Genomic DNA, 12,730 nt, shown 5'->3' with positions numbered 1-12,730 from the left:
GTCGAAGATGAGCGAGTTGTCGTACACCCAGGGCGAGTCGAACCCGCCACTGCTGACCGTCACCATCGGAGAATCGCTGCGGCAGACCGCAGAGAACTTCTCCGGCAACGACGCCCTCGTGGACGTCCCGACGGGGCGGCGCTGGACGTACCGTGAGTTCCGCGAGCACGTCCGCGCGCTGGCTGCCGGGCTCGCACGCAGTGGGCTCACGCGGGGCGATCGCGTGGGTCTGTGGGCTCCGAACTGCGCAGAATGGGTGTTGACCCAGTACGCCACCGCAGAACTCGGACTGGTCCTGGTCAACCTGAACCCGGCGTACCGACAGACCGAGATCGAGTTCGCGCTGAACCAATCCGGCGCCCGCATCGTGATCGCTGCACCGCAATTCCGCGATGCCGATTACGCCGCGATGCTCGCCACCGCGCTCGAGAAATGTCCGGACTTCGAGACGGCGGTACTCCTCGGTTCGCCGGAATGGGCCGAACTCATCTCGACACCGGACGAATCAGAACTCTCGGCACTCGACGCCGCGGCAGCGGCACTGTCACCGGATGATCCGATCAACATCCAGTACACGTCCGGTACGACGGGAAATCCCAAGGGTGCCACCCTGTCTCATCGAAACATCCTGAACAACGGTTATCTCGTCGGCGAACTCTGCAATTACACCGACGCCGACCGGATCTGTATCCCGGTGCCGTTCTATCACTGCTTCGGCATGGTGATGGGCAATCTCGCGGCCACCACCCACGGTGCGGCGATGGTGATCCCGGCACCCGGCTTCGATCCGGCGCTGTCTCTCAAAGCGGTTGAGGGCGAACGGTGTACAAGTCTCTACGGCGTGCCGACGATGTTCATCGCCGAACTGGCGCTCGCCGATTTCGACGAGTACGACCTGAGCAGTCTGCGCACCGGCATCATGGCGGGCTCGCCGTGTCCGGCGGAGGTCATGCGACAGGTCATCAACAAGATGCACATGTCCGAGGTGTCGATCTGCTACGGCATGACCGAGACCTCGCCGGTGTCCACACAGACCCGCGCCGACGACACCTTCGAGCGCCGGGTGGGCACTGTGGGTCGGGTGGGTCCGCACCTGGAGATCAAGGTGGTCGATCCGGTGACAGGCGAAACCGCCCCACGCGGTGAGACAGGCGAGTTCTGTACACGTGGCTACAGCGTGATGGTCGGTTATTGGAATCAGCCGGACAAGACGGCGGAGGCGTTGGACTCTGACGGGTGGATGCACACCGGTGATCTCGCCGTGATGGATGCCGATGGGTACGTGCAGATCACGGGCCGGATCAAAGACATGGTCATCCGGGGTGGGGAGAACATCTACCCCCGCGAGATCGAGGAGTTTCTCTATACCCATCCCGACATCCTCGATGCCCAGGTGATCGGCGTCCCGGACGAGAAGTACGGCGAAGAACTGATGGCCTGGGTCCGGCTGCGCGACGGCGCCGGAGAGTTCACGGCGCAAGACCTGCGAGAGTTCGCGGCCGGCAAGGTGGCGCGGCACAAGATTCCGAAGTACGTGCACATCGTGGACGAGTTCCCGATGACGGTCACCGGCAAGGTCCGGAAAGTGCAGATGCGAGAGCAGGCCGTCGGCTTACTCGGGGGGTGATCCCGGGCCGGCCCGGCCCGGCCCGGGAAGGTCCTCGCTCGTTTCGGGGTCGCGTCGGATGCGCCGCGGTTCAGGACATCATCCCTCTTCGGCGCAGCCGGGCTGCGACATCCCCGCAGATGTCTTGCGCGTGCTGAGCCCGGAGCAGCGGGACGAAGGCGACACCGTCGGCCACCTCGGCAATGTAGATGTCTGCCACCAATCCGGTAAGCCCGGCAGGCGATCCCACGAATTGGAAGGTAGGCCGCCCATGGTCGACGCGGCGAGGCTCGCCCCCGAGTGCTAGGCGAGCGGTCGCCGGGTCGCGATCGATCACCACTTCGATCTGAAGTACTACCGCGGTGGGCTGGGAGGTAGGTGATGAACTGCGACTGCGCAGATTCTGGGTCAGCCGATGGGCACCCGCGAGATAGTCGGAACGGATGAACGTGACGTCACCAGACGGGTCTGTGAACTCCCTCCACTGTCGGGCGTCCGAGGGGTCGACGGGCGCCGCACCACACCGGGTCGGTATGAACAGTCGCAGGGGACTGCGGGTTGCGAGCGAGAGGTGCGCGGTCATCGATCGGCGTGCAAGAACACCGGCAGGTGCTTCATGCCTCGGGTCAGCAGGACGGGATCCCACTCTAGTTGTTCGGAACCGAGCTCGCATTCGGGAAAACGCTCCAGCATAAGAGGAATCACGACGCTCGCCTCCAGTCGTGCCAGAGATGCGCCCAGACAGTAGTGGACGCCGGCACCGAAGCCGATGTGTTTGTTGGGTTTACGCCGTAGATCGAGCTCGTCGGGTCGATCGAAGACTTCGGGGTCGTGATTGGCCCCCGCCAGCATGAGGAATACCCGATCCCCGCGCTTCATCGACTTCCCTCCCAGTTCGGTGTCGGCTGCGACGACGCGGACGACGGATTTTGCAGGCCCGTCATAGCGCAGGAACTCTTCGATGGCCGCCCCGATGATCGCAGGATCGGTGCGAAGGAGTTCCTTCTGCTCCGGATTCTTCAGTAGGCCGAGCATGCTGTTCGCGATGAGATTCGTAGTGGTCTCGTGTCCGCCGAACAGTAGGTTGACGCAGATGGCGATGAGTTCTTCGTTCGTCAGCCCGTCCTCACCGTCGCGTGACTCGACGAGTGCAGTCGCGAGGTCATCGCCGGGTTGGAGGCGGACGCGATCGAGAAGTTCGCCGATGTAGCGGACCAGTTCGCTCATTCCATGCCGGGCCCGCTCATGCCTTCCCTCGTCGTCGAGTGCACCGAAGACCAGCGCCGAGATGTCGTCGGACCAGTCCTTGAAAAGGTCCCTGTCCTCAGGTGGTACACCCAGCATTCCGGCAATGACGATGGCGGGCAATGGGTAAGCGATCTCGTGGATGAGGTCGGTCGGCCGGTCGGGTGAACTCCGTGCGACCGCGAGGTCCATCAGCTCACCTGCGACGGAGACGACTTCTTCGCGCATGGCGGCGATCATGCGCGGCGAGAACGCCTTGTGTACAAGTCGCCGAAATCTCGTGTGTTCAGGCGGATTCCGGAAGACCAGCCACCCGTTGAGCAATTCGAGAGTCTCGATGAGGGAGATGTCCGGTCTGTCTTTCGATCGCAGACGCTCGATGACCGGGGCGATACGATCCGACGAGAAATCCTCACTCTTGAGAGCCTCGGAGACGTCGTCGTGCCGAACGACGAACCACGACCGATAGGAAGCGATCCAGTGCACGGGATCAGTGGCGCGCAACTCGGCGAAGTACGAGTAGGGGTCTGCGACCGCTGTGGGTCCCAGTATATCGTCGGCGCCCGACCTCATGCTGCGTCCTCATTTCGCTCAAATATGGATACGACGCAGGAGTTGCCGTCACTGCCGCTGACTCCGCCGCCCATCGTCTCGGTGAGGGCTCGGCGCGCCCCGTCGACCTGACGGCCTCCGGCGTCTCCACGGAGCTGCCACACCGCCTCGACGGCCTGTGCGACCCCGGTGGCCCCGAGCGGGTGACCCCGCGACAGCAGTCCGCCCGACGGGTTGATCGGGAGAGATCCACCGAGCGCGGTGGTGCCGCCCAGGGCGTACCGTCCGGCAGCGCCCTCGGGCGCCAGGCGCAGAGCCTCGGTGGTCACCAATTCACCGATGGTGAAGGCGTCGTGTATTTCGGCGAAGTCGACGTCCGTTGGCGAAATAGCGGCTGCGTCATACGCCGCAGTGGCGGTCGCGCGAACGATGTCGTAGCCCCAGACCGCGTCGCTGCGGTGGTCCCAGGCCTTGCCGGATCGATGTTCGGTTGCGCTGATCTTCACCGATTGAGCGCCTGTCGAGTGTGCGCTGACGACTACGGCCGCCGCCCCGTCCGACAACGGACTGCACTGCAAGAGGGTGAGCGGATCGCTGATCATCGGGGACGCCAGCACCTGGGCGATGTCGTAACTGCCGCTGTACTGGGCTCGCGGGTTGAACAGCGCGTGTGCGTGGTTCTTCACCGACACCGCCGCGAGTTGATCCACCGTCACCCGATCCTCGGCGAGCCACCTGCTCGCGGACATTGCGTAGAGCGCGGGCATCGCCAGCCCACTGCGTCCTTCCGCGTCGCTTTGCTGAGGAGAGATGGGCCCTGTGAAGAGCCCGGTCATGGCCTCGATCCCGAGCACGAGAACTTGCTCGAACCTGCCGGTTTCGATGGCGATCCTGGCTTCGTGGAGTGCGACCGAGCCACTTGCGCAAGCATTCTCGAAACAAAAGACCGGTACTTCAGTTATCCCGAAGCCCTGCACCGCGCGGACCGCGATACCTGGTTCCCCGAAGACGTTGCCGACGTAGACGGCGTCGATGCGTGGTGGCGCCGTGGCATCCAGATCATCGAATGCCTCACCAATGGCCGTCCAGGCCAGTTCGCTGATCGACTTGTCCCGCTGTTTTCCGAACTGGGAGGTGCCGGCCGCAGTGATCCAGGCAGTCATCGAGTCACCTCGACGCGGAGATCGCCGTCGACCTGGGGTAGGAGGCGAACCCTGCCACCGACTTGCGGCGGCAGGTCGAGTGGGCCAACGACGTGTGCGAGGACCCGTGGCCCGTTGTCGAGGTTCACGTATGCGAGCGCATAGGGCGGTTCACGGTCTGCCACTGCAATTCTCACGATGGTCGATGCGAAGACAGAGCCCTCGGGGCCGAATTCTGCAGCGGTTACTGAACTTCGGCACTCGGCGCACCTCGGGCGTGCGGTCGCCATCGCCAATCCGCATGTCTCACAGACCACTCCGTGCACGCGCAGGTCGGTGACCACAGGCCTCGGATCCTTCATCTGCCTACCTCATTTCGACAAGTCGATGTTCTCGGGCCAGGCAGTATCTCGCCCACACCCGGCTGACGGGGCGCCGGGGACATGCCCACTCGCCCGCCGGACCGGCCGGCGAGCGGGCAATCAGCGGTCGTCGTCAGCTCTTGCCCAGGGCTTTCGCCGCCAAGGCCTCGCGTCGTGCGAGTCGCTGGTTCGGTTGGAACTGTGGCATCACGTAGCGCGCGAACGATTCGAGCGATCTGTTCCAGTAGTCGGTGCCGACCCAGTCGCGTGAATTGATGAGGAAGTGACCGAAGCCGCCCACGGCTTCGTTGATCTCGTTGATCTGGCGAGTGCAATCCTCGGGGCTGCCGATCACCCATGGAATGTTCTCGACCATCCAGTCGAAGGTGAGATCAGCATCGGCCATCTCGATGTCACGTTTCATCAACGCTCCCAGGCCCAACCCGAGAAGGTAATCGTACGACCTGTTGACACCTTCACGAATCTCGTTCATCGCCTGGTTCTTGTTCGCGGAAACATAGACCTCGCGCGAGATTCGCCATTGTTCGCGGGCGAGATCGGGATCGAGGCCGGAATCCTTCGCGCCCGCGACAATGGCATTCGCGTGGTCGACTAGGTCGGGACCGTGTGGGTTGTCTGCGGAGTCGAGCGGCGCGAAGTAGACGCTGACCGGAATCCAGCCGCGTTCACCGCACTTGCGAAAGTTGTGTGTGCCGGTGAGGCCTGCGACGGCGAAGGGCGGCACCATCTGATGGGGCCCGACCTGTAGCTGACGATTCTTGTATTGCCAGAAGATGCCGTCGTGATCGACGGGGCTTTCCGAGACGAGGAGCTTTTCGATGATCTCGAGCGCCTCGTTCGTGCGAGGGGTTCCTTCTTCGACCGGCATCTCGAACAGGGCTTTGTCCGACGGGAGACCGCCGCCGCCAAATCCGTAGATCAACCGACCGTGGGTCAGGTGGTCGAGGAAAGCGAGACGCTCGGCGACTTGGAACGGGTCTTGGAAGGGGAGATTGACCACTCCGGTCGCGAGTTTGATCCGATGCGTCACCGCCGACGCTTTGGCCAGCATGTATTCGGGCACCGGCACGTTTTCGTAGCCGCCGGTGTGGTGCTCGCCGATCCAGTACTCGTCGAAACCCAGCTTCTCGGCGAGCACGACATCATCGATGTCACGGTCGTAGGACAGAGTCCAGTTCTCCCGTGGCGGATGCTCGGGCATCGTGAAGATTCCAAATTTCATCGTCAATCCTCCTTGATCGGAAACTCATTTGAACGAAAATGCTGTGGTGGAACAGTTGGGAAGGCATCTTCTGATGCTGTTCAGACTCGCCAGAACCGCGCTGTACAGGATCAACTCAGTAGCTGAAGGGCTCGAAACATGCTGCGATGGAAGATGAGGGGATCGACGTCGTGGTCGCACGAAGCGTCATCGACTCGAAGCAGGGCTATGCCGTGGTCACCGGCCGGAACAACCGAATGAAGCCGACAGGTCAAGGTGGCCGCTGCGTTCTTGAGGTGGACGGCACCCCGTCCGGACTGCTCCCATTCGACGCGCGCGAAACGGTCCCCCTCTTTCAGGGACATCCTGAGGCATTCTTCGCGTTGTGCCTCTGCGAACACGCTGATTCCGAGAGAAGTACTGTTCTGCAACCGCTTCCACGTTCTGGATTCGTTCTGCACGCAGATCGAAACCAGGGGTGGGTCCATCGAGACGGAAGCGAACGAGCTCGCAGCCATTCCTACCGGTACGTCGTCCACCATTGCGCACAGGGCAGTGACGCCGCTCGGAAAGCTGCCGAAGATGTTTCGCAGTTCGCCGAGGTCGAAAGACCTGCCGGTAACTTCCTCCATGCTCCACCTCGACTTCGTTGCGGGCACCTCTGGCGGGTGCGGACTTCGTATGCAAACCAACGGTAGGTTATCACGGATGTGGCGCCCATCACAGGAAATTTCTCGGGTCAATCGAAGACCTGCAGGTCGGCAATTACAGGAGCGATTTCAGCGGGACGCCGGGATCGCAGGCCATCTCGGGTGGGAGATGTGTGCCGGCACCGATGGCCTTACGTACCGCGACGAAATCTGCCGGACAATTCACGAACTCGCCGCCGACGATTCGGCCGGATGAGTAGAGCAGCACGGACAGGTCGTCGCCGTCGGGCGAGCCTCGGACGACCTCTAGGTCGACGACCTTCGGTGCGCCCACCATCTGCAACTTGAAACCGAATTGATCGGACCAGAACCAGGGCGCCGAGGTGTAGGGAACGAGGTTTCCGAGCAGGGTGTTGGCAGCGATGGTCGCCTGCTCATCGGCGTTCTGTACCGACTCCAGACGGGTCCGCCCGCCGGTACGGAGCGGATGGGGAAAGACCGCGGCGTCGCCGATGGCGACGACCCTGGGATCGCTGGCCCGGGCGTACTCATCCACCACGATCCCGTCGGCGAGTTCGAGTCCCATCTGCTGGGCCAGGTCGGTCCGCGGAACGGCGCCGATGCCTGCCACGACAAGGTCTGCGGGAATCTCGGTGCCGTCTGCCAGCCGAACGCCCATGACATCACCGTCCTGTCCGACCAGCGCATCCACTCGTGCGCACAGGTGCAGGTCCACCCCTGCGCTGCGGTGGACCTTTTCGAAGAAGCCGGCCGTGGTCGCTGTGAGGGATCTGCCCATGAGCTGGGTGCTCGACTCGAGAACCGTGACAGACTTTCCGGCCGCCGACAGCGACGATGCGACCTCCAGTCCGACGAAACCGCCCCCGATGATGACTGCCGAGGATGCGTCGCACGCATGCTGACGCAGCTGACCTGCGTCTTCCAAGGTTCGGAGGTAGTGCACACCGGTCAGCTCGCCACCGGGTACGTCCAACTTGCGGGCGCGGGCGCCGGTGGCGAGTGCAACCCGATCGAACGGGACCTGAGCCTGTTGCGATGTCTCCAAGAGTCCCGTCGCGCGATCCACCGAGAGGACTCGGGTGCCGAGAACGACGTTGATCGCGCGGGACTCGAAGAACGCCGGCGACCGGAGCGGCACCGGCAGTGGCCCTGTGGGCGTGGTCATCAGTTTCTTGGACAGCGGTGGCCGCTGATAGGGAGCCGAGGACTCTTCGCCGAAGATGGTGATCTCGCTCGCGTAGCCGAGCGCGCGGAGCGATGCGGCCAGGTTCACGCCGGCGTGAGATGAGCCAACGATGGCCACTCCTCCGGTCACAACTGGTCCGGTGCCACGGTCACGGTCAGTCCGTCCAGGCTGTCGTCGAGCACGATCTGGCAGGACAGTCTGCTCTCCGGACGGTGCTCGGCGAGGGCCCCTTCCAGCATCTCTTCTTCGAGTTCAGAGGCGGAGCCCGTTCTGGTTCTCCATGATTGATGAATGTAGACATGGCAGGTGGCGCAGGCGAGTGATCCACCGCATTGTCCGACGATTCCCGAGACGCCATTCGTCACCGCGGTCTCCATGACCGAGTCTCCGTCCTGGCCGTCGATCTCTTGCGCTTCGCCAGCATCGTCCACGTACGTGACAATCGGCATGTCGACCTCCTTTGATTCCGGGTGAACCGTCTGAAACAAGACGTTACCAAACGTACGGTAGTTTAAACAGTCCAGCTGGTGGCCAGTGCGAACCACTCGGCGACGTGGTCCAAGGCATCGGTGGATCCGGCTGCATTGTTCGAGTGCAGCCGGGCGGGCGTTCTATGATGTGGAGTACTGAACCATCGATCAATTGGAGAAGATGTGCCGCGACCGAGCCGCTGGCCTGACGTGGTGCAGGCTGCTGCCAAGGTGTTCAGCCAGAAGGGTTATAGCGCCGCCTCTCTGGAGGACATCGCTGCCGAGGTCGGCATGTTCAAGGGCAGTTTGTACAACTACATCACCAACAAGGAAGACCTGCTGTTCGCAGTGGTGAGATCACCTGCGGATCATCTGCTCACCGAGGTCCGCAGGATTGCGGGGTCGGACCTGCCACCCTCGGAAAAGGTCCGCCGGGTGGCGTTGATCCACGCGGACATCATCGAGGACAACCTGCCGTATGTTCAGGTATATCTGCAGGAGATCGTCGGGAAAGGGATATCGCCGGAATGGGCGGCGATGGACCGAGAGTACCTGTCGCTCTTGACCGAGATCATCGACGAGGGTCGACGCATGCAGATATTCGACAGCTCCATCGATAGCCACCTCGCAGCGCGGATGCTGGTGGGTTCCCTCAACTGGATGACTCGGTGGTACGTCCCGGGGGATCGTTCTGTTGCCCGCGCGCAGGCCAGCCAGATGGCCGACATATTTCTCTCTGGCTCCCTCGCGCGCAAGAGTGGTTGACCGTTCCCGGGGGCGGACACGGCCCGGATCGCCGATGAATCCGGCCCGGCAATCCACCTGGTGTTTGAAATTCTGCTTGACAGTGAAAGTGGCCTAGGACACACTTGTCTTGTGTAGGCAAACGAACGGTTGCCTTCGGTTGCAAGTGGACTGCCACTGTTCTCACTCGTGGACGATTGCCGGCAGCGTGCAATCACTCCCAGTCCGCCGAACCCGATGACCGGCCGACACGTCCGATCCTCGAATGCGAGGTTTTCACCGCCAGTGCGGCACTACGAAAAGGATGTAGCGAGATGAATCGATTGGCTGACAAGGTCGCAGTGATTTCTGGTGGCGTTCAGGGGATCGGGCAGGCGACCGCGCTGCGCGCGGCGTCCGAGGGGGCTGCGGTGGTCATCGGTGACCTGCAGGCCGACGACAGGACTGCCAAGCAGATCGTTGCCAACGGCGGCAAGGCTGTTCACGTGGTGATGGACGTTCGTCAACGCGACAGCTGGGATGATCTGGTGGCGACGGCCCTCAAGGAGTTCGGCGGTGTGGACTTTCTGGGAAACATTGCAGGAGTGACCAACACGCTCGGACCGGACACCGTCGTAGATCTCGATGATGACGGATGGGATCTGGTCGTCGGGACCGACCTGCGCGGTGTCTGGCTGGGCATGCAGGCGGTGATTCCGCACATGCTCTCCAAGGGTTCGGGGAGCATCGTCAACATCGCGTCCATGGCTGCTCTGAAGGGTCTGGAAAACCTGGCCGCGTACTCCGCCGCCAAGGGCGGCGTCGTCAGTCTCACCAAGCAGGTCGCACTCGAGTACGGGCCACGCGGCATCCGGTGCAATTGCATCTGCCCGGGCACGATAAACACCCCGATCCTGGCGAACACGACGGAGAGCATGCGGGAGAACTTCATGAACGCTCACATCATCCACCGGTTGGGCCGCCCAGAAGACATCGCCAATGCAGCAGCCTTCTTCTTCTCCGACGACTCAGAGTTCTGTACCGGCGAGATCCTGCCCGTCGACGGAGGCTGGAACGCAAAGGGAAGTGCCGGCTGACCGGCGGCGAGGCGTCGCACCCGGCGACGCCTTGATCAGCCCCTCCACCAGCATTCGTAAAGGATGGACCAGTTCGATGGCCAGATCCCCCGAAGCACGTAGTTCGTCGACCGACTCTCGTGGATTCCCGAAGTACTGGGATGAGGAACGCGAGACGATGAGCAGTGACGTCCGCGCCAAGGTGATCTTGGAGCGCATCGTGCACCAGCTCCACTATGTGTACGACGAATTGCCCTTCTATCGTGAACATTACGATCGACACGGGTTCACGCCGGACATGGTCGGAAGTCTCGAGGACTTCGCGACGAAGGTGCCCGCCATCAACAAGAAGATGCTGGTGGCGGACCAGGCGGCCCACCCGATCTTCGGTAGCTACACCAAGTTCGACGGGTATGAGGGCATCGCGCGTATCCACGGTTCGTCCGGAACCTCCGGTACCCCGACGATGTATGCGGTGTCCCAGGCGGACTGGGACCGGGCCGCCGAGGTTCACGCGATGGCGCAATGGTGTGCGGGAGTGCGTCCCGACGATCTGGTGCAGGTCGGATTCCCGTTCGGACTGTTCTTCGGCGGCTGGGGCGTGGTGCAGGGAGTCGAGGCGATCGGTGCAGCCCTGTTCCCGCTCGGGGTGACCGACTCGGAGAAGCATCTCGAATTCATCCGTCGGTTGCAGCCGACCGTGTTCAGTGCGACTCCGTCCTACTGCCTGCATCTGATCTCAGTGGCGTCCAAGATGGGGATCTCGCTCCGGGAGAGCTCGGTCAAGACCCTGCTGATCGGCGGCGAGCCCGGCGGGAGCCTGCCCGGAACCAAGCGACTCCTCGAGGAAGGCTGGGGTGCGCGAGCCATCGATGCCGGCTCGACTTCCGAGATGTATCCGTTCCAGACGAATGTCGGTTGCCAATCCGGAACCGGCACCCACATCATCTCGGACGAGGTCTACCCGGAGATCGTCGCTCCGACCGATCACAATTCCCCTCTGCGAGAAGGTACGAGGGGCGCGATCGTCTACACGCATCTGTGGCGTGAATCGCAACCCATGATCCGGTTCGCCCCGGGAGACGAGAGTTTCCTGGACAACTCGGTGTGTTCCTGCGGCAGAACGTACCCGAGAATGCCCGAAGGGGTACTCGGCCGACTCGACGACATGTTGCTGATCCGCGGCGCCAACATCTTCCCCAGTGCGATCGAGACGTGTCTGCGCAGTGTCGAGGGCTTCGACGTCGAGTTCGAGATCCACGTGCGCACCGAAGGCGCGCTCGACGAGATCGAGGTTCGTGCCGAGTACGATCCGGTGTGGCTCGCCGGGAACGCGCGGGACTCTTCGGGTAAAGGCGCCGCGTTGGCCGAGCTGGTCGCCGAAGGCGAGAAGACGATGAAGAAGGTCAACGGAATCCGGATACCGATCACCCTGGTAGAGCCCGGGACCCTCGACCGGACCGTATTCAAGGCCAGGCGTGTGGTCGATCGGCGCGCCACTCGCTGAGCCGGCGCGATCGACGACGCGTGCGCTGGTGTCCTACAGACAATGTCCGAACAGCCAGTCTCTCAACCGAACTGAGGTACGTGCATGCAATTCAACGGAGAAACAGCACTCGTCACTGGTGGTGCGAGCGGTATCGGCAAAGAAATCGTCACCCAGCTGCTCGAACGCGACATCCGGGTCGCCGTCCTCGACATCGATGCGGAGACCGGTGACCTGACCAGGCGGGACCTGGAGGCGAAGTACGGGGCCGATCGACTGTCGTGGACCGTAGGGACCGTGGAGCTCGAGAAAGACGTCGACCAGGCTTTCGCGGCTGCCGAGAACAAGTTCGGTGCTGTCCAGATGTTGGTGAACGACGCAGGGACTGCCGCACTCTCGTTGATCGTCGACACGTCGGTCGAGCAGTGGGACAAGATCGTTAACACGTGTCTCAAGGGCACGTTCCTGTGCAGCAGGGCTTTCGCGCAGAGGTTGATCGCCAAGGACTTGCCCGGGGCGATCGTCAACATCTCGTCACTCAACGCGGTGGCGGCCACCGACGGCCTCGGTCATTACTGCGCGGCGAAAGCTGGGATCAACCAGTTCACCCAGGTCTGCGCCGGCGAGTTCGGTCGGTACGGGATCCGGGCGAACGCCATCGGCCCCGGGACGACGAGGACGCCGCTCGGTGAGGGTTTCACGGTCGGTCAGATGGGCCAGGAATTCTTGGACCGCGTCCTGGTCGGACCGGAGGTGCGGCACCAGGAAGCCTCCGACATCGCCGACGTGGCCCTGTTCCTGCTATCCGACGCCGCCCAACGTGTCACCGGGCACTTCATCCCGGTGGACGGTGGCCAGCACGTTCGTGGATTGCATTCCTACTGGGATGTGGCCAAGGCGCAGGGACTGGTCTGAGTTCGACCTGAGGGCAGTCCCGACCGGACTCCACCCTGGTGACGCAGGTCGACAAACACCGGATACGTGCTCGC

General features: G+C 62.7%; 13 protein-coding genes. 5 read left to right on the top strand and 8 right to left on the bottom strand.

The genetic code is table 11. From position 1 onward, the window contains the following. Positions 1-7: 7 nt before the first annotated feature. On the top strand, positions 8-1,627 hold the full coding sequence (locus DFR67_RS06200; RefSeq protein ID WP_110468543.1) for an AMP-binding protein: 1,620 nt from the start codon (positions 8-10) through the stop codon (positions 1,625-1,627). A gap of 70 nt (positions 1,628-1,697) precedes the next feature. Here the strand turns inward: DFR67_RS06200 and DFR67_RS06195 are convergent, their stop codons facing one another. From DFR67_RS06195 to DFR67_RS06160, 8 genes are all read right to left on the bottom strand, one after another. Then, positions 1,698-2,189: a hypothetical protein gene (locus tag DFR67_RS06195; protein ID WP_110468542.1), complete on the bottom strand. Its 492-nt coding sequence runs from the start codon at positions 2,187-2,189 to the stop codon at positions 1,698-1,700. Beyond that, on the bottom strand, positions 2,186-3,424 hold the full coding sequence (locus DFR67_RS06190) for a cytochrome P450 (RefSeq protein ID WP_110468541.1): 1,239 nt from the start codon (positions 3,422-3,424) through the stop codon (positions 2,186-2,188). Before DFR67_RS06190 ends, DFR67_RS06195 begins: the two co-directional genes overlap by 4 nt. Further along, the gene (locus DFR67_RS06185) at positions 3,421-4,566 is read right to left on the bottom strand and encodes a thiolase family protein (protein ID WP_110468540.1); all 1,146 of its coding nucleotides are present in this window, start codon (positions 4,564-4,566) and stop codon (positions 3,421-3,423) included. The genes DFR67_RS06190 and DFR67_RS06185 overlap by 4 nt, the downstream gene beginning before the upstream one ends. Next, the gene (locus tag DFR67_RS06180) at positions 4,563-4,907 is read right to left on the bottom strand and encodes a Zn-ribbon domain-containing OB-fold protein (RefSeq protein WP_110468539.1); all 345 of its coding nucleotides are present in this window, start codon (positions 4,905-4,907) and stop codon (positions 4,563-4,565) included. The genes DFR67_RS06185 and DFR67_RS06180 overlap by 4 nt, the downstream gene beginning before the upstream one ends. Before the next feature lie 133 nt (positions 4,908-5,040). After that, positions 5,041-6,150, bottom strand: a complete 1,110-nt coding sequence (locus DFR67_RS06175) for an LLM class flavin-dependent oxidoreductase (protein WP_110468538.1) — start codon at positions 6,148-6,150, stop codon at positions 5,041-5,043. A 110-nt stretch (positions 6,151-6,260) separates the two neighbouring features. Then, the gene (locus tag DFR67_RS06170; protein ID WP_110468537.1) at positions 6,261-6,761 is read right to left on the bottom strand and encodes a flavin reductase family protein; all 501 of its coding nucleotides are present in this window, start codon (positions 6,759-6,761) and stop codon (positions 6,261-6,263) included. A 133-nt stretch (positions 6,762-6,894) separates the two neighbouring features. Then, positions 6,895-8,115 (bottom strand): NAD(P)/FAD-dependent oxidoreductase, encoded by a 1,221-nt coding sequence (locus DFR67_RS06165; protein WP_110468536.1) that lies wholly within the window; start codon positions 8,113-8,115, stop codon positions 6,895-6,897. Further along, positions 8,112-8,435, bottom strand: a complete 324-nt coding sequence (locus DFR67_RS06160) for a 2Fe-2S iron-sulfur cluster-binding protein (protein ID WP_110468535.1) — start codon at positions 8,433-8,435, stop codon at positions 8,112-8,114. The genes DFR67_RS06165 and DFR67_RS06160 overlap by 4 nt, the downstream gene beginning before the upstream one ends. Positions 8,436-8,639: 204 nt before the next feature. Between DFR67_RS06160 and DFR67_RS06155 the strand changes: the two genes are divergently transcribed. The 4 genes from DFR67_RS06155 to DFR67_RS06140 all read left to right on the top strand — a co-directional run bounded on the left by DFR67_RS06155 (position 8,640) and on the right by DFR67_RS06140 (position 12,656). Then, positions 8,640-9,221, top strand: a complete 582-nt coding sequence (locus DFR67_RS06155) for a TetR/AcrR family transcriptional regulator (RefSeq protein ID WP_158539910.1) — start codon at positions 8,640-8,642, stop codon at positions 9,219-9,221. 293 nt (positions 9,222-9,514) lie between these two features. After that, positions 9,515-10,276, top strand: coding sequence for an SDR family NAD(P)-dependent oxidoreductase (locus tag DFR67_RS06150; RefSeq protein WP_110468533.1), 762 nt, complete (start codon positions 9,515-9,517; stop codon positions 10,274-10,276). A gap of 76 nt (positions 10,277-10,352) precedes the next feature. Further along, complete coding sequence (locus tag DFR67_RS06145) at positions 10,353-11,762, top strand: phenylacetate--CoA ligase family protein (protein WP_110468744.1); 1,410 nt, start codon at positions 10,353-10,355, stop codon at positions 11,760-11,762. Positions 11,763-11,846: 84 nt separating this feature from the next. Then, entirely contained in the window at positions 11,847-12,656 is an 810-nt protein-coding gene (locus tag DFR67_RS06140; protein ID WP_110468532.1) for an SDR family NAD(P)-dependent oxidoreductase, read from the top strand. Positions 12,657-12,730 lie beyond the last annotated feature (74 nt).

This window comes from Williamsia limnetica (assembly GCF_003217475.1).
Classification (GTDB): Bacteria; Actinomycetota; Actinomycetes; order Mycobacteriales; family Mycobacteriaceae; genus Williamsia; species Williamsia limnetica.
The sequence above is the reverse complement of the archived record's forward strand: the minus strand, read 5'-3'. Positions and strand labels throughout refer to the sequence as shown.

Bases quoted from the DNA above. Each gene is read 5' to 3' on its own strand.
- DFR67_RS06200 (WP_110468543.1), top strand. From the start codon at position 8: ATGAGCGAGTTGTCGTACACCCAGGGCGAGTCGAACCCGCCACTGCTG.
- DFR67_RS06195 (WP_110468542.1), bottom strand. From the start codon at position 2,189: ATGACCGCGCACCTCTCGCTCGCAACCCGCAGTCCCCTGCGACTGTTC.
- DFR67_RS06190 (WP_110468541.1), bottom strand. From the start codon at position 3,424: ATGAGGTCGGGCGCCGACGATATACTGGGACCCACAGCGGTCGCAGAC.
- DFR67_RS06185 (WP_110468540.1), bottom strand. From the start codon at position 4,566: ATGACTGCCTGGATCACTGCGGCCGGCACCTCCCAGTTCGGAAAACAG.
- DFR67_RS06180 (WP_110468539.1), bottom strand. From the start codon at position 4,907: ATGAAGGATCCGAGGCCTGTGGTCACCGACCTGCGCGTGCACGGAGTG.
- DFR67_RS06175 (WP_110468538.1), bottom strand. From the start codon at position 6,150: ATGAAATTTGGAATCTTCACGATGCCCGAGCATCCGCCACGGGAGAAC.
- DFR67_RS06170 (WP_110468537.1), bottom strand. From the start codon at position 6,761: ATGGAGGAAGTTACCGGCAGGTCTTTCGACCTCGGCGAACTGCGAAAC.
- DFR67_RS06160 (WP_110468535.1), bottom strand. From the start codon at position 8,435: ATGCCGATTGTCACGTACGTGGACGATGCTGGCGAAGCGCAAGAGATC.
- DFR67_RS06150 (WP_110468533.1), top strand. From the start codon at position 9,515: ATGAATCGATTGGCTGACAAGGTCGCAGTGATTTCTGGTGGCGTTCAG.
- DFR67_RS06145 (WP_110468744.1), top strand. From the start codon at position 10,353: ATGGCCAGATCCCCCGAAGCACGTAGTTCGTCGACCGACTCTCGTGGA.
- DFR67_RS06140 (WP_110468532.1), top strand. From the start codon at position 11,847: ATGCAATTCAACGGAGAAACAGCACTCGTCACTGGTGGTGCGAGCGGT.